Here is a 19,989-nt window from a genome sequence, read left to right on the forward strand (position 1 = left end):
GACACCTGGCGGCGCAATAAAAGGCGCGGAAAGTCGCACGGGGTAAAAACAAAAAGCCGGGGATTTCCCCCGGCTTTTTTGATCAAAACAGTTCGTGGCTTTCACCGTTGTCCATGATGGTGGTGCCCACATCATGCACCGAATACTCGGTCGGCTGGGTGCCGTTAATGAAGTACTCCTGACGGGTGTTGCCGCCACCGTTGGCCAGCTTGCCGGTGCTGCGGTCAATGGTCACCGTCACCACGCCGTCCGGCGGTGTCAGCGGCTGCACCGGCACACCATCCAGCGCCACTTTCATGTAATCATCCCATGCCGGCTGCGCACTCTTCGCGCCGCCTTCGTAGCCGGAGATCTGATCCGGAATCGCACCCGATACCGTGGTGCGTCCCAGCGCGCGCGAATCATCGAAGCCAATCCACACCGACGTCACCACGCCCGGACCATAACCGGAGAACCAGGCGTCTTTGGAACTGTTGGTGGTACCGGTTTTGCCGCCGATATCGTTGCGCTTCAGATCGCGACCGGCACGCCAGCCGGTTCCCATCCAGCCCGGTTCACCGAAGATGTTGGAGTTCAGCGCGCTCTTAATCAGGAACGCCAGCGGCGTGTTGATTACGTGCGGCGCATACTGCTGATCGCCGGCCGGCTGCGGCTGCGCCGGTACCTGCTCCAGCTCGGGCTGCGGCACGGTCTGATTCTGCTGCTGATTCGAGGTGGCAACGTTTTCCACGCTCTCTTCATTCAGCGCCACCGACTTTTTGGTGTCGCCATAGATCACCGGCAGATTGCACTGCGGGCAGGCGATCTTCGGCTGCGCCTGGAAAATCACGCCGCCCTGTTCGTTCTCAATCTTCGCGATGAAGTAAGGATCGACCAGGAAGCCGCCGTTGGCCATCACCGCATAGCCGCGCGCCACCTGCATTGGCGTGAAGGATGCGGCGCCCAGTGCCAGCGACTCGGTATGGATAATGTTCTGCGCCGGGAAGCCAAAGCGCTGCAGATACTCAGCGGCGTAATCAACGCCCATAGCACGCATCGCGCGCACCATCACCACGTTTTTCGACTCACCCAGCCCCTGGCGTAAACGAATCGGACCCGCATAGGTCGGCGGCGAGTTCTTTGGTCGCCAGTCTGCGCCGGCACCGGCATCCCAGCGTGAAATCGGCACGTCGTTGAGGATGGAGGCCAGCGTCAGGCCGCGGTCCATGGCGGCGGTATACAGGAACGGCTTGATGTTCGAGCCGACCTGACGCAGCGCCTGGGTGGCGCGGTTGAACATACTCTGGTTGAAGTCAAAACCACCGACCAGCGCGCGTACCGCACCATCTTCCGGATTGAGCGACACCAGCGCCGAGTTCACCAGCGGCACCTGTCCCAGCCACCACGCGTCACCGACTTTACGTACCCAAATCTGCTGGCCAGCCTGCAGCACCTGAGTGACGCTGCGCGGCGTCGGGCCCTGCAGGGTGTCGGATTTATACGGACGCGCCCAGCGCACGCCGGCTAAAGTCAGCGAAACGCTGCTGCCATCTTTCAGCATGGCGGTGGCTTCGTCGGCGCTGGCGCTGGTGACCACGGCGGCATTCAGCGGACCGTAGACCGGCAGATTTTTCAGCGTATTGACGATGCGGGTGTGATCCCAGCTGGCTTCACCCACTTTCCACAGCACGTTGGTCGGACCGCGATAGCCGTGACGCATATCGTACGCCATCACGTTGTTACGCACCGCCTGCTGTGCGGCTTCCTGCAGATGGCGGGTCACGGTGGTATACACCTTGTAGCCATCGTCATAGGCGCTGTCGCCGTAGCGTTTCACCATCTCCTGACGCACTAACTCGGTGAGATACGGTGCAGAGAAGGCAATTTCCGGGCCGTGATAGCTGGCGGTCAGCGGCGTGTTGCGCGCGTCGTTATACTGCTGCTGCGTGATGTAGTTCTGATCCAGCATGCGAGCCAGCACCACATTACGGCGCGCCAGCGCACGGGCGTGTGAATAGAGCGGGTTAAAGGTCGACGGCGCTTTCGGCAGGCCGGCGATCATCGCCATCTCACTCAGCGACAGCTGATCGACCGGTTTACCGAAGTACACCTGCGCCGCCGCACCGACGCCGTAAGCGCGATAGCCGAGATAGATTTTATTCAGATACAGCTCAAGGATTTCATCCTTACTCAGCAACTGCTCGATGCGAATCGCCAGGAAGGCTTCCTTGATTTTACGCATCAGCGTGCGTTCAGGGCTGAGGAAGAAGTTACGCGCCAGCTGCTGCGTAATGGTACTGGCGCCCTGCGAGGCGTGGCCGGAGACCAGCGCGATGCTGGCGGCGCGGAAAATCCCCACCGGATCGACGCCGTGATGCTCATAAAAGCGGCTGTCTTCGGTGGCGATAAACGCTTTGATTAGCTCAGGCGGCATCTGTTGCAGGGTGAGCGGGATACGGCGCTTTTCACCGTACTGGGCGATCAGCTCGCCATCCGCGCTGTAAACCTGCATCGGGGTTTGCAGGCGCACATCTTTCAATGTGTTCACATCAGGCAGCTGCGGCTCTATGTATTTGTACAAACCATAAACCGTGCCGGCTCCCAGCAAAATGCAACACACTGCAAGGATCAATAAATACTTTACGAACTTCACCTGAGAATTCCCATCTGTTGGCGTTTGGGCAGTTTATAAACAATCGCGCGGTAGTATAAAGGCAAGCCTGACGCTTTGATATACCCGTCATTCTTCATGCAATGCGGGTAATCATCCTTTTTCCTGTAACGATAAGGAGATCGCGCGCATGGCTTTTCAGCGCTGGCAAATTGGACTGGACATCCAGAACGGGCAACTCTGCGCCCTTGGCATTGAACGACGCCGTCACGGATGGCAGCTGCGACACTGGTGGCAGCAGCCGCTGCCGCACGATACGTTACGCAACGGCGTGTTGCAAACCTCGCCAGTGTTACAGGAGATGTTGGTGCGCTGGCAACGTCATTTACCCAGGCGCTACTCACTGCGCGTTGGCCTGCCGCCGCAGCTGGTGCTGCAGCGTACGCTGCCGTTGCCGCAAACCTCACTGCGCGAGCCGGCGCTCAGCCGCTACGTTAACGCGTCCGCATCACGCCTGTTCCCGGTCGAAGCCGCCTCGCTGTCGCTGGATTACCGGCTGGGCGGCAGTGCCAGCCAGCTGCACGTCACCGCCGCGCGCCGCGACGTCATCGCCCAGTGGCTGGCGCCGCTGCAGCAGGCCGGACTGCGCCCCGACGTGTTTGAGCTGAGCAGTCTGGCACTGACGCAGATCGCCATGCGCGTTCCGCTGCGCCCGCATCAGTTGCTGATCCATCCGCTCAGCGACCACTGGCTGTGGACGCTGGCCGGCGAAAATAGCGCCTGCGGCGCAGCGACCGAACCCCTGACGCTCGCCCATCTGCGTGACACCTTTCCCCAGGCACAAGCGGTGTTCTGCACCTCACCGCAGGCGTTGCCGGAGGCGGAAGTGCAGCGCTGCAAGCCGCTGGCGCTGCTGCACTATCTGCAACCGCCGCTACCGGCAGAGGCGGGCGCGCTGGCGATTGCGCTTGGCCTGGCACTGCGTCCGGAGGATTACTGATGCTGGCGGTCAATTTGCTCCCGTGGCGGGCACAGCAGTTGCTGCTACGCCGCCAGCACAGTGTGGCGTTGCTGGTTGTCGTGCTGCTGGTAACGCTGTTACTCACGCTGCTGCTGTGGTGGCGCGCTGAACAGCGGCTCCAGCATACAGCCCGGCAGCAGGCCGATATGACCATGCAGCTCCAGCAGATACAGCAGCGGCTGGCGCAACAGCAAACGCTGATGGCGCAGCGGGATGATCTGTTACACAGGCAGCAGGCGCAGCAACAGCGGCTGCAGCAGCATCAACGCTGGCAGCAGTTCTGGCAGCAACTGCCCACGCTGATGCCGGAGACGCTGTGGCTGAGTCGCGTGGAGCGGCGACAGGGGCAACTGGTGCTGGACGGTCTGGCGCAAAGCCTGGCTGATGTCAGCGCGTTCCGCCAGCAACTGCAGACGCAGCCGCTGTTTGCGGCGGTGAAGCAGGGCAGCGTACAGCGTCAGGCGCAGGGAGATTACCGCTTCGCGCTGCGCGCCCGGCTGCAGGAGGCGACCGATGAATGAACTCATCCAGCGCTGGCTGCAGCTGGCACTGACGTGGCGAATAGCCAGCCTGCAACTGCTGGCGCTGCTGTTACTCGGGCTGGCGTGGCTACTGCTGCTGCGTCCGCAACAGCAGCAATTCAGCACGCTACAACAGCAGCTGTCACAACTGGCGCAGCAGCACCAGCAACGTCAGCAGCAGCTGGACGCGCGACCGGCCATCGGACAGCTTCAGGCGGAGATCGCAACGCTGCAGCCAGCGGCAACGGTAGCATCCGTATCGTTAGAGCAGCTGGTGGCAGCGCGCGGCAATCAGCTCAAGGCCTGGCATCCGGACAGTCAGCCACAGCAGCTGGCGCTGCGCCTGAGCTGGCCGCAGTTTCTGCCGCTGTTCAGCGGGCTGGCTGCGACGGCGTTAGCGGTGCCACAGCGTTTTCAGCTGCAAGCGGAGCAGGGCGTGTTACACAGCGAGTTCTGGCTGGAGAGTGACGATGCGGAGTAGCGCACTGGTGTTACTGCTGTGCAGCAGCTGGGCGCTGGCGCGCGATCCGTTCCAGCCGCTGGCTGCCAGCCAGTGTCAGGCGCCTGCTGCTGTGCCGCACGGCTGGCGCTTACAGGGCATCATTGGTCGCGCGCCGCACTTTGTGGCCTGGCTGGTTTCACCGCAGGGCAAACGTCAGCGGCTGAGCGCACCGGCTGCTTTTCCGGTGGCACCGTGGCAGGTAACCCAGCTCAGTGCACATACGCTGGTACTGAGCGCCACGCAAAGCTGTCCGCCGCAGCACATCACATGGGTAATAAAAGGAGGATTTTATGAAAAGGATGACTCTGCTGCTGTGGCTGGCGCTGAGCAATCCGCTGCACGCCGCTGATCAGCCCCTGAGCCTGGTATTTGATGATGCGCCGGTCGAGCGCATTTTGCAGGCGCTGGCTGACTATCAGCAAACCAACCTGCTGATCGCGCCGGGCGTGGAGGGGCGGCTGTCGCTGCGACTCGATAACGTCGGTTGGGAGCGCGCACTGGCGCTGGTCACGCGGCTGGCGAAACTCACGGTGATCCAGGAGGAGGGTGTGCTGCTGGTCTATCCGGAGAGCTGGCAGCAGCGACAGGCACAGCAGGCACAAGCGGAGCGTGAAGAGAAGCAGTTGCAGGCGCCGCTTGAGCAGCGCACCGTCACGCTGCACTACGCCAGCGCCAGCGATGTCTACCGCAGCCTGCAGGCGGAACGCTCGCTGATGACGCCGCGCGGCAGCGTGACGGTGGATAGCCGTACCAACAGCCTGTTGCTGCGGGACAGCGCGCAGGCGCTGCGCGATACCGAGCGCTGGCTGCAGGCGCTGGATCTGCCGCTGGAGCAGGTTGAGCTGTCAGCGCACATTGTCACCATCAATGAAGAGCATCTGCGCGAGCTCGGCGTCAGCTGGAGCACCGCACCCGGCGATGTCGTCACCGGGGCGCTGCGCAATCCGCAGCTGCTGGTGCCGCTGGCGGTGAGCAATCCGGCGATACGCGCCGGCGTCACGCTCGGACCGATGAACGGCGAACTGCTTAATCTGGAGCTGAGTGCGCTGGAGCAGGAGAACCAGATCGAAATCATCGCCAGCCCGCGACTGTTTACCTCACACCAGCAGACCGCCACCATCAAGCAGGGCACCGAAATCCCCTATGAGGTGAAATCCGGTAACAGCGGTGCGACGGCGATTGAGTTCAAAGAGGCGGTGCTGGGCATGGAGGTGACGCCAGTAGTATTGGGCAACGGGCGTATTCAGCTCACGCTGCGGCTGAGCCAGAACATGCCGGGTCGCAGCCTGACGATGGGGGAAAGTCAGGTGCTGAGCATCGATAAGCAGGAAATCGCCACTCAGGTGACGCTGCGCGACGGTGAAACGCTGGCGCTGGGCGGTATTTTCCAGCAGCAGCGCACCCAGGGCGAAAAGCGCGTGCCGTGGCTGGGCGAGGTGCCGCTGTTCGGCAGTCTGTTTCGTCAGCAGACCGACGAGCGCAAAAAACGTGAGCTGGTGATCTTCATCACGCCGCGACTGGTCAGGGAAGCAGCGCTTACCGCCGGATAAAGCGGAAAATTCGCTCCATATGACCAACTGCGTTGACGCAGGGCAGGAATTAGCATACAAGGTTTAGCGATTTTAAAACGGTGTAACGGAACGCGGCAGGATAACCTTCCGGCGGGTGTCAGTGACAAGCGATACTGACATCGAAAGAAATATGCCCGAATTTTGGGTGGTACAGGACTTCAGCAACGGCACCTATTCCACAGTTTACGCAGGTAAGCTGTCGGGAGCGACAGGCCCAGCCAGCGCACCTGTAGCGCGCACAAGGATGGCAAAAAAGGAAGAGCGTTACCGTCTCGCGAACCACAGACCGGTCCTGTTTGAAGGTCGCCGGGGGCAATTTATTCGGTTGCCAAACGGCCATGAGTGTTGAGATAATTTTCCGTCTGACTCTTGCTAACGCTCATGAGGTCTCAGTTCCTGTCCCGCCAGCAATGTGCTGAACGCGGGGTATCATCAACGAATTCTTAGTAATACCGACAAAATGGCAGAGAAACGCAATATCTTTCTGGTTGGGCCGATGGGTGCCGGCAAAAGCACTATTGGTCGTCAGTTAGCTCAGCAACTCAATATGGAATTTTTCGATTCCGATCAGGAAATTGAGCGACGTACCGGAGCGGATGTAGGCTGGGTATTTGATGTGGAAGGCGAAGCCGGTTTTCGCGATCGTGAAGAGAAAATCATCAACGAGCTGACCGAGAAACAGGGCATTGTCCTGGCGACCGGTGGCGGCTCCGTCAAATCCCGTGAAACCCGTAATCGTCTCTCCGCCCGCGGTGTGGTCGTCTACCTCGAAACCACCATCGAAAAGCAACTTGCCCGCACTCAGCGTGATAAAAAGCGTCCGTTGCTGCAGGTTGACGAACCGCCGCGCGAAGTACTGGAAGCGCTGGCTGGCGAACGTAATCCGCTTTATGAAGAGATCGCTGACGTCACCATTCGCACTGACGATCAAAGTGCAAAAGTTGTCGCCAATCAGATCATCAACATGCTGGAAAAAAATTAATCCAGCACCCTGAGGGCTCAGCAATAGGTATCGGTCATCATGGAGAAGATCACTGTCTCACTGGGGGATCGCAGTTACCCCATCACCATCGCTGCCGGACTGTTTAACGATCCGGCTTCTTTTTGGCCGCTGAAAGCCGGCGACAATGCCATGCTGGTGACGAATCAGACGCTGGCACCGATCTATCTGGACAAACTCGCGACGCTGCTGAGCAACGCCGGGGTGAAAGTGGATCAGGTGATTCTGCCCGACGGTGAGCAGTACAAAACGCTGGCGGTGATGGACGAGGTTTTCACCGCGCTACTGCAGAAGCCGCACGGCCGTGACACCACGCTGATTGCACTGGGCGGTGGCGTGATTGGCGATCTGACCGGTTTTGCGGCCGCCAGCTACCAGCGCGGCGTACGCTTTATTCAGGTGCCGACCACCTTGCTGTCGCAGGTTGACTCCTCGGTCGGGGGCAAGACTGCGGTGAACCATCCCCTCGGTAAAAACATGATCGGTGCTTTCTACCAGCCGGCTTCGGTGATCGTGGATACCGACTGCCTCACTACGCTGCCGCCGCGCGAGCTGGCCTCCGGTCTGGCGGAAGTGATCAAATACGGCATCATTCTCGACGGTGAATTTTTCCAGTGGCTGGAGCAGAATCTTGATGCGCTGCTGGCGCTGGATAACACTGCCATGGCTTACTGCATTCGCCGCTGCTGCGAGCTGAAAGCCGACGTGGTGGCGGCCGACGAGCGTGAAACCGGCCTGCGTGCGCTGCTCAATCTCGGTCATACTTTTGGTCATGCGATCGAAGCGCATATGGGTTACGGCAACTGGTTGCACGGTGAAGCGGTTGCGGCGGGCATGGTAATGGCGGCGCGCACTGCTGAGCGTCTGGGTCAGTTCAGCGCTGCCGATACTGACCGCATTATTGCGCTGCTGCAGCGTGCTGGCCTGCCGGTTAACGGCCCGGCCAGCATGACAGCAGAAGCCTATCTGCCGCACATGATGCGCGATAAAAAAGTGCTCGGCGGCGAGCTGCGTCTGGTGCTGCCTCTCGCTATTGGCCGCTCCGAAGTGCGTGGCGGCGTGGCGCATGATATGGTGCTGGCTGCGATTAACGATTGCAAAGTATCTTGATTATCCCCGGACTACGTCGGGCTGCTGTCCGGCGGGGGAACAGTGAGCAGTGATGCGGCACGTGGGAAGCGTGCCGTTTTACGGAGGAGGCTAAATGGATGAGTTCAAACCGGAAGACGAGTTAAAACCTGACGCCAGTGACCGCCGTCCCACGCGGCCTCGCAAATCGTCTTCTGCGCCGAAAGCGAAAGTACCGGTTTCCCGTCAGCATATGATGATGGGCATCGGCATTCTGGTGCTGCTGATTCTGGTGCTGGGCATTGGCTCCGCGCTGACCGGCCCGGACGAGAAGAAACCGGCCAGCACCGGTAGCGCGGCACCGGCTGGCGGCGGCAGTGAAAAGAATATCGACCTGTCAGGTTCGACCACTATGAGCGGCCAGCAGAATGCCACGCCGTCGGCTGAGGGCAGTGCGCCGCAGAATACCGCCGGTAATGCCGCACCCGCCGGCAGTGACGGCCAGTCAATCTCCATGCCGTCTGTCTCCTCCACGCCGACTCAGGCAGCACCGGTTGACACACCGGCCAACCAGCAGCGCGTAACGCTGCCGGGCGATCTCAATACCGCGCTGAATAATCAGCAGGGTTCCGTTGATGCCGCGGCGCAGGGCGCACAGGGCAACAGTTCGCTGCCTACCGCACCGGCAACGGTCAGCGGCAGCGCCGGCAAAGCGGTCACGCCGCCGGCGGTACGCGCTGAGACGCCACCGCGCAGCCTCGGTGCCAGCAGTAGCAGCCACAAAACCCCGGCTGCCAGCAAACCGGCCGCAGTGAAAGAGAACAAAACGCACACCACCACCGCGCACAACAGCGCACCGGCCAGCAGTGGCGGTGCCAGCAAGTCGCTGCCATCGGGCGGCAACTACACGCTGCAGCTGAGCGGTGCGTCGAAAGAAGCGAGCCTGAACGCCTGGGCGAAGAAACAGAATCTGAGCGGTTATCACGTGTATAAAACCACGCGTAACGGCCAGCCGTGGTACGTGCTGGTGAGCGGCGCTTATGCCACACCGGCCGAAGCCAAACGTGCAGTAGCTTCACTGCCGGCGGAAGTGCGTGCGGCGAACCCGTGGGTTAAACCGCTCAGCCAGGTGAAGAAAGAGAGCCAGTAAGTGATGTGGGGCCGCGCTGCTGCGGCCCCGTTCTAAGCGCAGATCTGCTGTCGGTTTCGCCACAGCCAATAATTAAGATGTAATAGCCACGACAGCATGAAGAAAAATCGCGCTTTCCTGAAATGGGCCGGAGGGAAATACCCGCTGCTTGACGATATCCGTCGTCATCTGCCACAAGGTGATTGTTTAATCGAACCTTTTGTCGGCGCCGGTTCCGTATTCCTCAACACCGATTATGACCGTTATCACCTGGCGGACATCAACGGTGATCTGATCAATCTCTACAATATCGTTAAAACGCGCACCGCCTCGTTTATTGAAGACGCGCGCCAGCTGTTCAGCGCCAGCGGCAATACGGCGGAAACCTATTACGCCCAGCGTACGGCGTTCAACGCCAGCACGGATACCTATCAGCGCGCCGTGCTGTTTCTTTATCTCAACCGCCACGGTTACAACGGCCTGTGCCGTTACAACCTGCGCGGTGAATTTAATGTGCCCTTTGGTCGCTATCGTAAGCCGTACTTCCCGGAAGCCGAACTGTTATGGTTCGCCGAGCGCGCGCAAAAAGCCACCTTTGTCTGTGAATCGTACGATGTTACTCTGGGCAACGCCCCTGCAGGCTCAGTGGTTTATTGCGATCCGCCGTACGCGCCGCTGTCGGCGACGGCTAATTTTACCGCTTACCACACCAATAGCTTTAGTCTGCGCGAGCAGCAGCATCTGGCGGAACTGGCCAGTAAGCTGGCGCAGGAGAGCCGCATCCCGGTACTGATTTCAAACCACGATACCCTGCTGACGCGCGAGTGGTATCAGCATGCGGATTTACACGTAGTTAAAGCCCGGCGTTCCATCAGCCGAAGCATAAGTGGTCGCACTCAGGTTGACGAACTGCTGGCGCTTTTCCGCTAGCCTGTTTCGTCCGCGACCAACGCATCACGCCAGCTCCGGCTGGCGCACAAAATTGGGAGATTCGGATGAAACAATTTTTACTGGCCCCATCAATCCTTGCCGCTGATTTTGCCCGCCTGGGCGAAGATACCGCTAAAGCGCTGGAAGCGGGTGGCGACGTGGTGCATTTCGATGTGATGGATAACCACTATGTTCCCAATCTGACCATGGGGCCAATGGTGCTGAAAGCGCTGCGCGATTACGGCATAACCGCGCCCATCGATGTGCATCTGATGGTCAAACCGGTCGATGCGCTGATCCCGGAATTCGCCAAAGCGGGTGCCAGCTTCATTACTTTCCATCCCGAAGCCAGCGAGCACGTTGACCGTACGCTGCAGCTAATCAAAGAGCACGGCTGTAAAGCCGGTCTGGTGTTCAATCCGGCAACGCCGCTCAGCTATCTCGATTACGTGATGGACAAGCTCGACATCATTCTGCTGATGTCAGTGAACCCCGGCTTCGGCGGCCAGTCCTTTATTCCGGGCACGCTGGATAAACTGCGCGAAGCGCGTCGTCGCATTGACCAGAGCGGTTACCAAATCCGTCTGGAAGTGGATGGCGGCGTGAAGATCGATAACATCGGTCAGATCGCGGCGGCCGGGGCTGATATGTTTGTTGCCGGCTCGGCGATCTTCGGTCATCCGGATTACAAGAAGGTGATCGATGAGATGCGCAGCGAACTGGAGAAAGTTAATGGCTCATTTCACTGATATCCGCGCGCTGGCGTTCGATCTCGATGGCACGCTGGTGCACAGCGCGCCAGGCCTGGCACAGGCGATCGATCTGGCGCTGGCCGATTTGCAGCTGCCGCCCGCAGGCGTTGAGCGCGTCTCAACCTGGATTGGCAACGGTGCGGACATCATGATGGCGCGGGCGCTCAGCTGGGCGCTGGGCCGTGAGCCGCAGGCTGACGAGCAGCGCGACGCGCGTGCGCTGTTCGACAAACATTACGCCGCAACGGTGGAAGCCGGCAGTACGCTGTTTCCACAGGTGCAGGAGACGCTGGCTGCGCTGCATGCCAGCGGTCTGCCGCTGGCCATCGTCACCAACAAACCCACACCGTTTGTTGCTCCGCTGCTGCAGTCGCTCGGCATTGCCGGCTACTTTTCTCTGATCATCGGCGGCGACGATGTGGTGGTGAAAAAACCACATCCGGCGGCGATTTTCCTCGTTCTCGGCCGTTTCGGCGTGCTTCCAGGACAATTGCTGTTTGTCGGTGATTCGCGCAATGATATTCTCGCTGCCCAGGCGGCGGGCGTGCCAAACGTTGCGATGACCTTCGGCTACAACTACGGTGAGCCGATTGCCACCAGCCAGCCCGATTTAAATCTCGATACTTTTAGCGAACTTTTGCCCGTTCTCGGGCTGTGATTATCAGGACATAACATGAGCAAACCCATCGTTTTCAGCGGCGCCCAGCCTTCCGGTGAACTGACCATTGGCAACTACATGGGTGCGCTGCGTCAGTGGGTGCAGATGCAGGATGATTTCCACTGCATTTACTGCATCGTCGATCTGCACGCCATCACCGTTCGTCAGGACCCGGCCGCGCTGCGCAAAGCCACGCTGGATACGCTGGCGCTGTACCTTGCCTGCGGTATCGATCCGGAAAAAAGCACCATCTTCGTGCAGTCGCACGTACCGGAGCACGCGCAGCTGAGCTGGGTGCTGAACTGCTACGCCTACTTCGGCGAGCTGAGCCGCATGACGCAGTTCAAGGACAAATCGGCACGTTACGAAGAGAACATCAACGCCGGTCTGTTCGATTATCCAGTGCTGATGGCGGCCGATATTCTGCTGTATCAGACTAACCAGGTACCGGTCGGCGAAGATCAGAAGCAGCACCTTGAGCTGAGCCGCGATATCGCCGCGCGCTTCAATGCGCTGTACGGCGACGTGTTTAAAATTCCTGAGCCGTTTATTCCGAAGTCCGGCGCGCGCGTGATGTCACTGCTGGAGCCGACGAAGAAGATGTCGAAATCCGATGACAACCGCAACAACGTGATTGGTCTGCTGGAAGACACCAAATCGGTGGTGAAGAAGATTAAGCGTGCAGTGACCGACTCGGAAGAGCCGCCGGTGGTGCGTTACGACATCAAAGAGAAAGCGGGCGTGTCTAACCTGCTGGATATCCTGTCAGGCGTGACCGGTAAGTCGATTGCGCAGCTGGAGCAGGAGTTTGAAGGCAAAATGTATGGTCACCTGAAAGGCGCGGTGGCAGATGCTGTGTCTGAGATGCTGACTGAGCTGCAGGAGCGTTATCATCGTTTCCGCAATGACGAAGCGTTCCTCAACCAAGTGATGCGCGATGGCGCATCGAAAGCCCGTGCGCATGCCCAGGAAACGCTGAAGAAAGTGTATGACGCCGTAGGCTTCGTGGCGCAGCCATAAGCCGGTTTGCCGGGGCGCAGCACAACGCGCCCCGCAGGCTTTACTTCACCCGATGCAGCGTCAGCTCTGCGCCATCCCAGAATAGCCGCGCATTGCCGTCGGCCAGCACGCTCAGTACCGCGCCCGGTGCCGGTCCCCACGCCTGATTGCCACAGTGCACGTTGAAGCCATAGCGAAAGCTGAAATCACGATCCTGTCCGGCCCCGCTGGCGGCACTCAGGCGCGGTTTGCCCTGGCAATTGTCGGTCGCCGGATTGATGCCGCGTTCGGCAGTACCGCGCGTCCAGCTAATCGCATTGGGTTTAAACGCCACGCGCGCGCCCATAAACTGCGGATCGTTTTTGATGTAAATCTGGCCGTTCTCCTTTTTCGGCGTCACGGCAACCACCTGCCATTCGCCCGTGACCGTTGACCACGTCACCGGGGCGGCACTCACCGCCACGCTCAGCGGCATCAGCAGCGCCGCGGCCAGAGAAATAATGCGCATGGAAACTCCTTGTGATTGATTTGGCTGCTCAGTCTGGCGGCAAAGCGCAGCGCTGTACAGTATTTTACCGCATCAGAACCAGCGCAGCTGCGTGCGCAGGCTGACCACGCGGCCCACAATGATCAGCGCCGGACTGGCAAACTGCTGTGCCAGCGTCGCCAGCTCCTGCAGCGTGGCGCAGGCGACGCGCTGCTGCGGCGTGGTGCCGTGCTGCACGATAGCCACCGGCATCGCTGCGTCCATCCCGTGCCGTAACAGCTGCTGCTGAATGTCGGCCGCCTGGCTGAGGCCCATATAAAACACCAGCGTCTGCTGTTCCGCCGCCAATTTGCCCCACTCCATTTCGCCGTGCTGCTGCAGATGGCCGGTGACGAAGCGCACGCTCTGGGCATGGTCGCGGTGGGTGAGGGGAATACCGCTGTAGGCGGCACAGCCGGAGGCGGCGGTGATGCCCGGCACCACGCTGAACGGGATGTTATGCTGCGCCAGCACCTCCAGCTCTTCGCCGCCGCGGCCAAAAATAAAGGGATCGCCGCCTTTGAGGCGCACCACACGCTTGCCGCGCTGCGCCTGCTCCAGCAGCAGCTGGTTGATCTGTTCCTGCGGCACGCAGTGATGGCCCGCCTGCTTACCCACGAAGAGGCGCTCGGCATCGCGCCGCACCAGGTTAAGAATCGGCTCCGACACCAGCCGGTCATACACCACCACATCAGCCTGCTGGATAGCCTGCAACCCTTTCAGCGTCAGCAGACCGGCATCGCCCGGCCCGGCGCCGACCAGCACCACTTCGCCCTGCTGCGTCAGCGGCGCCGCAAACAAGGCATCGACCTGTGCGGCAGCGCGTGCCCGATCGCCGTTGGCCAGCGTTTGGGCCAGCCGATCGCTGGTAAAGAAGCGCTCCCAGAAGGCGCGGCGTGGCGCCATGGCGCTAAAATGCTGCTTCACGCGCTCGCGCAGTGAGCCCGCCAGCGCAGCCAGTTCGCCGAGATGCTGGGGCAGCATCGCCTCCAGCTTCTCGCGCAGCAGACGCGCCAGCACCGGCGCGCGGCCACCGGAAGAGACGGCGATCATCAGCGGCGAGCGGTCGACGATCGACGGCATAATGGCGCTGGCCTGCTGCGGCGCATCCACCAGGTTACAGAAGAGGTGGCGCTGTTCGGCGGCGTCAGCCACCTGCTGATTGACGGCATTATCGCTGGTGGCCGCAATCGCCAGCCAGCATGCATCCAGCCAGTCATCGGTAAAGGCGCCGTGCAGTAACGTCACTTTTCCCTGTTGAGCCCACAGCTGAAACGCCGGGGAAAAATCCCGCGCGCCGACGTACAGCTCTGCGCCGGCCTCCAGCAGCAAACGCGCTTTGCGCTCAGCCACATCGCCTGCGCCAACCAGTAAACAACGCTTGCCTTGCAGCCGACAAAACAGCGGAAAGTAATCCATAGCGAATCCTGAAAAAAAGCCCGCACGGTGCGGGCTGTGGAAGGGATTATACCGATTTCAGCGGCGAAGCCTGGGCTTGCGTCTGCGGGCGCTGCGCCTGCGGCGTGGCATACCAGTAGCCGAGGCCCATCAGCACCATGCCGGAGAACATATTGCCGAGCGTTACCCACAGCAGGTTGTGGCCGATGCCGCTCAGCGTCAGGTCGGCGCTGTGCTGACCAAACCACGACAGCGCAAATACCGTCATGTTGGCGATGGAGTGCTCGTAACCGGAGGCGATAAACGCCAGCAGGCACCACCAGATAGCGATGAACTTCGCGGCCCCTTCGCTGCGCACCGCCATCCAGATCGCCAGACACACCAGCCAGTTGCACAGCGCGCCTTTAAAGAACAGCGCCATCGCCGTCTGCGTGGTTTTTGCCAGCGCCACGCTGTGGATCAGCGAACCGGCGTTCGGCAGCAGCGCACCAGCGGCGTAGTAGTAGAGCAGGGCGACAAACACCGAGCCGATCAGGTTACCCAGCCAGGTTTGCGGCAGCACACACCACATCTGACCGTGGCTGATGGTGCCGGCTTTAACGCCCACGGTGAGGAACATGGTGTGGCCGGTAAACAGCTCGGAACCGGCGATGATCACCAGCGTCAGAGCGATACCGAAGGTGGCGCCCATCAGCAGTGGACGATACGCCGGGTCCGCCAGGTTGCCGAGGGTGAAGATCAGGATGATCGCCAGGCCAACGTAAGCGCCGGCCATCGCCGATCCAATCCAGAAGGCCAGCGGGCTGTGCTGCGCGGTGTGTACAATGCGCGCCGCATTGGCGGCGCAGGTGTTCAGGGTGTCAGAAAACATAGTGACGTCTCATAAAGTGAAGGAATTCTGTCAGGCGCAGACTTCGACCTGGCCGTTGCTGACGCGCACCGCATAGCTCGCCACCGAGCGGCTTTCATCTTCCAGACAAACGCCATCGCTCAGGCGAAAACGCTGTTTTTTCAGTGGGCTGGCGACCCACAGCGTGTGCTGGTGTTCGGCGATCAGGCCGCGCGATAACACGCTGGCTTCAGCAAACGGGTCGATGTTGCTCAGAGCGTACAGCTGCGCATCGTCGCGCGGGCGAAAGATGGCGATCTGCTGGCCGTTAACCAGCGCGCACACGCCGGTAGCGGGCAGGATTTGTGTGAGTTCACACACGGTATACCACTGGCTCATGCGTCAGCCTCCTCGATCAGGGTGATAGCGATGCGCTCCGCCGGACGCGCCGGGCGATGCTGCTCGCGTTCACTGACGTGCTGCACCAGCGGGTCGCGCTGCGGGCTGTTAATAAACGTGGCGAAGTGCGCCTGCTGCTGCGGGTCGTTAACCGTGGCGGTCCATTCACAGCGGACGTCAGCGCGCAGACGCGTCAGCTCCTGCTCCAGCTGCGCGTTAAGGCCGAGCCGGTCGTCGATAATCACGCTGCGCAGATAGTCGATGCCGCCGTCCATGCTCTCCAGCCACAGCGAAGTGCGCTGCAGCCGGTCGCCGGTGCGGATGTAAAACATCATGAAGCGGTCGAGATACTGCAGCAGCGTGTCGCGGTCGAGGTCAGCCGCCAGCAGATCGGCGTGGCGCGGTTTCATGCCGCCGTTGCCGCACACGTACAGGTTCCAGCCTTTTTCGGTGGCGATGACGCCGACATCTTTGCCCTGCGCTTCGGCGCATTCACGGGTACAGCCAGAGACGCCAAACTTCATCTTGTGCGGCGTGCGGATGCCTTTGTAGCGGTTTTCCAGCTCAATGCCGAAGCCGAGGCTGTCGCCAACGCCATAGCGGCACCAGCTGCTGCCGACGCAGGTTTTCGCCATGCGCAGCGCTTTGGCGTAAGCCTGTCCGGTTTCAAAGCCGGCGGCAATCAGCTGTGACCAGATGGCCGGCAGGTCGTCGCGCTGCGCCCCAAACAGGCCGATGCGCTGTGAGCCGGTGATTTTGGTGTAAAGGTTGTACTGCCGCGCCACTTCGCCCAGCGTCATCAGCCCCTGCGGCGTGATTTCACCGCCGGCGGTGCGCGGAATCACCGAGTAGGTACCATCTTTCTGGATATTGCCGAGATAGAGATCGTTGCTGTCCTGCAGCGGCGTGTGCTGCGGCTTGAGGATGTATTCGTTCCAGCAGGAGGCCAGCAGCGATCCGACGGTCGGTTTACACACTTCACAGCCGTAACCCTGGCCATACTTCGCCAGCAGCGCGTCAAACGACTTGATCTCCTCCACGCGGATCAGGTGATACAGCTCCTGGCGCGAATAGGCGAAATGCTCGCACAGGTGATGATTGACTTCGATGCCCTGACGGCTCAGCTCAGCGTTTAGCACCTGCGTAATCAACGGGATACAGCCGCCGCAGCCGGTACCAGCGCGGGTTTCGGCTTTCAGCGCCGCCACGGTGTGGCAGCCCGCCTGCACCGCGTTAACGATATCGCCTTTGCTGACGTCAAAGCAGGAGCAGATTTGCGCGCTGTCCGGCAGCGAATCGACGCCCAGCGCCGGTTTTTCGCCGCTGCCCGCCGGCAGAATCAGCAGCGCCGGGTTTTCCGGTAAGGGGATGTGATTGAGTGCCAGCTGCAGCAGATTGCCGTAGTCGCTGGTGTCGCCCACCAGCACCGCGCCGAGCAGAGTTTTGTTGTCTTCGCTGACGATCAGGCGCTTATACACGTGCTGCTGTTCATCGAGCCAGATGTAACTGCGCGCGCCCGGCGTGCGGCCGTGCGCATCGCCAATGCCGCCGACGTCCACGCCCAGCAGCTTGAGTTTGGCGCTCATATCGGCACCGGTAAAGACGCTGTCACGCCCGACCAGCGCATCACTGGCGACCTGCGCCATTTTGTAGCCTGGCGCCACCAGACCGTAAATCCGATCCTGCCAGGCGGCACATTCCCCAATCGCGTAGATCGCCGCATCGCTGGTCTGGCAGCGATCGTTGATGGCAACGCCACCGCGCTGGCCGAGCGCCAGGCCGCACTGTTGCGCCAGCTTATCCTGCGGACGAATGCCGGTGGAGAACACGATGAAGTCGACGTCGAGCGCGCTGCCATCGGCGAACTCCAGCGTTTTACCGCCTTTAGCGTGATGCACAATCTGCCGGGTATTTTTGCCGGTATGGACCTGCACGCCCATCTGTTCGATCTTACGCCGCAGCTGTGCGCCGCCCTGTGTATCCAGCTGTTCCGCCATCAGCACCGGCGCAAACTCAATCACGTGCGTTTCAATGCCGAGATTTTTCAGCGCGCCCGCCGCTTCCAGTCCGAGCAGACCGCCGCCAATCACCGCACCGCGTTTGCTGCGGCGCGCGCAGGCTTCAATGGCGTTGAGATCTTCGATGGTGCGATAGACAAAGCAGTCGCTGCCCTCCGCGCCGGCGATCGGCGGGATCCACGGATAAGAACCGGTGGCCAGGATCAGCGTGTCGTAATGCACCGCACGACCGGTGTTGGAGTGAATCAGCTTTTCCTCACGGTTGAGGGTAATGGCGCGCTCGCCGAGCAGCAGATTGACCTGATGCTTTTCGTAGTAGCCTTCGCGCACCAGTGAGAGTTCTTCGGCGGTGTGGTGGGAAAAATAGGCGGAGAGATGGACGCGGTCATAGGCGACGCGGGGCTCTTCACAGAAAACGGTTATCGCGAACTGCTCAGGGGCGGCTTTGTCGATCAGTTCTTCGATAAAGCGGTGGCCAACCATGCCGTTGCCAATAATAACGACACTGTGCTTGCTCATGCTTGCCTCAAAATTTGCGGGATCTGCGCCTACCTTAGCGCGCTGTTTCTGGCGCTTATTGACGTACATCAACTGCGGCTTTATATACCCATTTAGAGGTATGTTTCTGATTTTACGCGTTTTTATCTAAGTCTTTTATTTGGTTGAAAATTACCCAATGGCGGCAGAAAAGTTGCCAGCGGCGCGGCCGTTTTTCGTGCTAGCTTAAGATGTTGCGTTTTCAGCGGAGAAGGATATGACCCAGCAAGCGTTTAAGTGGATAAACAACCTGCGCCTGGCAGGCCAACCGGGTTTATGGCAGATCGAAATTCGCCACGGCAACATCAGCGCCATTATTCCGCAGCCGCCGCACGCGGCCGCCCAGCCGGATGCGCTGGATGCCGCCGGTGGCCTGGCGAGCGCGCCGTTTATCGAGCCGCATATTCATCTCGACACCACGCAAACCGCTGGCGAACCGGCGTGGAATCAGTCCGGCACGCTGTTTGAAGGCATTGAGCGCTGGGCTGAACGCAAGGCACTGCTCAGCCATGAGGATGTGATGCAGCGCGCGCGGCAGACGCTGAAGTGGCAAATTGCCAACGGCATTCAGCACGTGCGTACCCACGTGGATGTGTCCGATCCCACGCTGACCGCCTTAACCGCGATGCTGGAGGTGAAAGCGGAGATGGCGCCGTGGATCGATATCCAGATCGTGGCTTTTCCGCAGGAGGGCATTCTCTCTTATCCCAACGGCGAAGCGCTGCTGGAAGAGGCGCTGCGCCTCGGTGCCGATGTGGTGGGCGCGATCCCGCATTATGAATTTACCCGCGAATATGGCGTCGAATCGCTGCACAAGGCGTTTGCGCTGGCGCAGCGCTATGACCGGCTGGTGGACGTGCACTGTGACGAGATTGATGATGAGCAGTCGCGCTTTGTCGAGACCGTGGCGGCGCTGGCGCACCGTGAAGGCATGGGCGCGCGCGTTACCGCCAGCCACACCACGGCGATGCATTCGTACAATAACGCCTATACCTCACGGCTGTTCCGCCTGCTGAAGCTGTCGCAGATTAACTTTGTCGCCAATCCGCTGGTGAATATTCATCTGCAGGGACGCTTTGACAGCTACCCGAAACGGCGCGGCGTGACGCGGGTGAAAGAGCTGCTGGAGGCGGGTATCAACGTCTGCTTCGGCCATGATGATGTGTTCGATCCCTGGTATCCGCTCGGCACCGCCAGCATGCTGCAGGTGCTGCACATGGGGCTGCACGTCTGTCAGCTGATGGGCTATGAGCAGATCGACAGCGGTCTGCAACTCATCACGCACAACAGTGCCAAAACCATGCAGCTGGTGGATTATGGCGTGCAGGTGGGCAACGCGGCCAGCCTGATTATTTTGCCTGCCGATAACGGGTTCGATGCGCTGCGCCGTCAGGTGCCGGTGCGCTATTCGCTGCGTAAGGGCGTGCTGGTGGCGGCCACACAGCCGGCAAGCAGTGAAATTTATCTCGGTGCTAGCGAAGCGGTGACGTTCCGGCGTTAAGGGAGCGGGAAGAGGAATAGCGGCGCGAGGCTTCGCGCCG

The 19,989-nt window shown here is 60.5% G+C and carries 19 protein-coding genes; 13 read left to right on the forward strand and 6 right to left on the reverse strand.

Translation table 11 applies throughout. From position 1 onward, the window contains the following. Positions 1-82 precede the first annotated feature (82 nt). Positions 83-2,632: a peptidoglycan glycosyltransferase/peptidoglycan DD-transpeptidase MrcA gene (gene mrcA / locus E7738_RS15330; RefSeq protein WP_031279687.1), complete on the reverse strand. Its 2,550-nt coding sequence runs from the start codon at positions 2,630-2,632 to the stop codon at positions 83-85. Between the two features lie 148 nt (positions 2,633-2,780). Between mrcA and pilM the strand changes: the two genes are divergently transcribed. The 12 genes from pilM to trpS all read left to right on the forward strand — a co-directional run bounded on the left by pilM (position 2,781) and on the right by trpS (position 12,762). After that, on the forward strand, positions 2,781-3,590 hold the full coding sequence (gene pilM / locus E7738_RS15335; RefSeq protein WP_278707716.1) for a type IV pilus biogenesis protein PilM: 810 nt from the start codon (positions 2,781-2,783) through the stop codon (positions 3,588-3,590). After that, on the forward strand, positions 3,590-4,132 hold the full coding sequence (locus E7738_RS15340) for a PilN domain-containing protein (RefSeq protein ID WP_394515782.1): 543 nt from the start codon (positions 3,590-3,592) through the stop codon (positions 4,130-4,132). Before pilM ends, E7738_RS15340 begins: the two co-directional genes overlap by 1 nt. Continuing rightward, entirely contained in the window at positions 4,125-4,613 is a 489-nt protein-coding gene (locus E7738_RS15345) for a HofO family protein (RefSeq protein WP_394515783.1), read from the forward strand. Before E7738_RS15340 ends, E7738_RS15345 begins: the two co-directional genes overlap by 8 nt. Continuing rightward, positions 4,603-4,983 carry a HofP DNA utilization family protein gene (locus E7738_RS15350; RefSeq protein ID WP_394515784.1) on the forward strand — a complete coding sequence of 127 codons (381 nt, stop codon included), beginning with the start codon at positions 4,603-4,605 and terminating at the stop codon, positions 4,981-4,983. Before E7738_RS15345 ends, E7738_RS15350 begins: the two co-directional genes overlap by 11 nt. Beyond that, a complete protein-coding gene (gene hofQ / locus E7738_RS15355) occupies positions 4,925-6,184 on the forward strand; it encodes a DNA uptake porin HofQ (protein WP_394515785.1) in 1,260 nt (419 codons plus the stop codon). The genes E7738_RS15350 and hofQ overlap by 59 nt, the downstream gene beginning before the upstream one ends. A gap of 481 nt (positions 6,185-6,665) precedes the next feature. Further along, positions 6,666-7,187: a shikimate kinase AroK gene (gene aroK, locus E7738_RS15360; protein ID WP_010617392.1), complete on the forward strand. Its 522-nt coding sequence runs from the start codon at positions 6,666-6,668 to the stop codon at positions 7,185-7,187. A 39-nt stretch (positions 7,188-7,226) separates the two neighbouring features. Beyond that, complete coding sequence (gene aroB, locus E7738_RS15365; RefSeq protein WP_021507422.1) at positions 7,227-8,315, forward strand: 3-dehydroquinate synthase; 1,089 nt, start codon at positions 7,227-7,229, stop codon at positions 8,313-8,315. A gap of 94 nt (positions 8,316-8,409) precedes the next feature. After that, the gene (locus E7738_RS15370) at positions 8,410-9,423 is read left to right on the forward strand and encodes an SPOR domain-containing protein (RefSeq protein ID WP_394515787.1); all 1,014 of its coding nucleotides are present in this window, start codon (positions 8,410-8,412) and stop codon (positions 9,421-9,423) included. Positions 9,424-9,519: 96 nt separating this feature from the next. After that, a complete protein-coding gene (gene dam, locus E7738_RS15375; protein ID WP_021507424.1) occupies positions 9,520-10,332 on the forward strand; it encodes an adenine-specific DNA-methyltransferase in 813 nt (270 codons plus the stop codon). 65 nt (positions 10,333-10,397) lie between these two features. After that, positions 10,398-11,081 (forward strand): ribulose-phosphate 3-epimerase, encoded by a 684-nt coding sequence (rpe, locus tag E7738_RS15380; protein ID WP_021507425.1) that lies wholly within the window; start codon positions 10,398-10,400, stop codon positions 11,079-11,081. Continuing rightward, a complete protein-coding gene (locus E7738_RS15385) occupies positions 11,065-11,742 on the forward strand; it encodes a phosphoglycolate phosphatase (RefSeq protein ID WP_394515788.1) in 678 nt (225 codons plus the stop codon). The genes rpe and E7738_RS15385 overlap by 17 nt, the downstream gene beginning before the upstream one ends. Before the next feature lie 15 nt (positions 11,743-11,757). Continuing rightward, positions 11,758-12,762: a tryptophan--tRNA ligase gene (gene trpS / locus E7738_RS15390; RefSeq protein WP_394515789.1), complete on the forward strand. Its 1,005-nt coding sequence runs from the start codon at positions 11,758-11,760 to the stop codon at positions 12,760-12,762. Positions 12,763-12,802: 40 nt separating this feature from the next. Here the strand turns inward: trpS and E7738_RS15395 are convergent, their stop codons facing one another. The 5 genes from E7738_RS15395 to nirB form a co-directional block, all read right to left on the reverse strand. Then, complete coding sequence (locus tag E7738_RS15395) at positions 12,803-13,249, reverse strand: hypothetical protein (protein ID WP_058759299.1); 447 nt, start codon at positions 13,247-13,249, stop codon at positions 12,803-12,805. A 72-nt stretch (positions 13,250-13,321) separates the two neighbouring features. Further along, positions 13,322-14,686: a siroheme synthase CysG gene (cysG, locus tag E7738_RS15400; RefSeq protein ID WP_394515790.1), complete on the reverse strand. Its 1,365-nt coding sequence runs from the start codon at positions 14,684-14,686 to the stop codon at positions 13,322-13,324. Between the two features lie 46 nt (positions 14,687-14,732). Next, positions 14,733-15,536: a nitrite transporter NirC gene (gene nirC / locus E7738_RS15405; RefSeq protein ID WP_394515791.1), complete on the reverse strand. Its 804-nt coding sequence runs from the start codon at positions 15,534-15,536 to the stop codon at positions 14,733-14,735. Between the two features lie 30 nt (positions 15,537-15,566). Continuing rightward, positions 15,567-15,893 carry a nitrite reductase small subunit NirD gene (nirD, locus tag E7738_RS15410; RefSeq protein WP_021507431.1) on the reverse strand — a complete coding sequence of 109 codons (327 nt, stop codon included), beginning with the start codon at positions 15,891-15,893 and terminating at the stop codon, positions 15,567-15,569. Beyond that, the gene (nirB, locus tag E7738_RS15415; protein WP_278707729.1) at positions 15,890-18,430 is read right to left on the reverse strand and encodes a nitrite reductase large subunit NirB; all 2,541 of its coding nucleotides are present in this window, start codon (positions 18,428-18,430) and stop codon (positions 15,890-15,892) included. Before nirB ends, nirD begins: the two co-directional genes overlap by 4 nt. A gap of 235 nt (positions 18,431-18,665) precedes the next feature. Here nirB and E7738_RS15420 point away from each other — a divergent pair, with 235 nt between their 5' ends. Then, positions 18,666-19,949 (forward strand): cytosine deaminase, encoded by a 1,284-nt coding sequence (locus E7738_RS15420; protein WP_166711857.1) that lies wholly within the window; start codon positions 18,666-18,668, stop codon positions 19,947-19,949. Positions 19,950-19,989 lie beyond the last annotated feature (40 nt).

It is taken from the genome of Pantoea sp. SGAir0430 (genome assembly GCF_043549295.1).

Bases quoted from the DNA above. Each gene is read 5' to 3' on its own strand.
- E7738_RS15350 (WP_394515784.1), top strand. From the start codon at position 4,603: ATGCGGAGTAGCGCACTGGTGTTACTGCTGTGCAGCAGCTGGGCGCTG.
- aroK (WP_010617392.1), top strand. From the start codon at position 6,666: ATGGCAGAGAAACGCAATATCTTTCTGGTTGGGCCGATGGGTGCCGGC.
- E7738_RS15395 (WP_058759299.1), bottom strand. From the start codon at position 13,249: ATGCGCATTATTTCTCTGGCCGCGGCGCTGCTGATGCCGCTGAGCGTG.
- nirD (WP_021507431.1), bottom strand. From the start codon at position 15,893: ATGAGCCAGTGGTATACCGTGTGTGAACTCACACAAATCCTGCCCGCT.
- E7738_RS15385 (WP_394515788.1), top strand. From the start codon at position 11,065: ATGGCTCATTTCACTGATATCCGCGCGCTGGCGTTCGATCTCGATGGC.
- rpe (WP_021507425.1), top strand. From the start codon at position 10,398: ATGAAACAATTTTTACTGGCCCCATCAATCCTTGCCGCTGATTTTGCC.
- trpS (WP_394515789.1), top strand. From the start codon at position 11,758: ATGAGCAAACCCATCGTTTTCAGCGGCGCCCAGCCTTCCGGTGAACTG.
- cysG (WP_394515790.1), bottom strand. From the start codon at position 14,686: ATGGATTACTTTCCGCTGTTTTGTCGGCTGCAAGGCAAGCGTTGTTTA.
- E7738_RS15420 (WP_166711857.1), top strand. From the start codon at position 18,666: ATGACCCAGCAAGCGTTTAAGTGGATAAACAACCTGCGCCTGGCAGGC.
- nirB (WP_278707729.1), bottom strand. From the start codon at position 18,430: ATGAGCAAGCACAGTGTCGTTATTATTGGCAACGGCATGGTTGGCCAC.
- E7738_RS15345 (WP_394515783.1), top strand. From the start codon at position 4,125: ATGAATGAACTCATCCAGCGCTGGCTGCAGCTGGCACTGACGTGGCGA.
- E7738_RS15340 (WP_394515782.1), top strand. From the start codon at position 3,590: ATGCTGGCGGTCAATTTGCTCCCGTGGCGGGCACAGCAGTTGCTGCTA.
- nirC (WP_394515791.1), bottom strand. From the start codon at position 15,536: ATGTTTTCTGACACCCTGAACACCTGCGCCGCCAATGCGGCGCGCATT.
- aroB (WP_021507422.1), top strand. From the start codon at position 7,227: ATGGAGAAGATCACTGTCTCACTGGGGGATCGCAGTTACCCCATCACC.
- dam (WP_021507424.1), top strand. From the start codon at position 9,520: ATGAAGAAAAATCGCGCTTTCCTGAAATGGGCCGGAGGGAAATACCCG.
- hofQ (WP_394515785.1), top strand. From the start codon at position 4,925: ATGAAAAGGATGACTCTGCTGCTGTGGCTGGCGCTGAGCAATCCGCTG.
- E7738_RS15370 (WP_394515787.1), top strand. From the start codon at position 8,410: ATGGATGAGTTCAAACCGGAAGACGAGTTAAAACCTGACGCCAGTGAC.
- pilM (WP_278707716.1), top strand. From the start codon at position 2,781: ATGGCTTTTCAGCGCTGGCAAATTGGACTGGACATCCAGAACGGGCAA.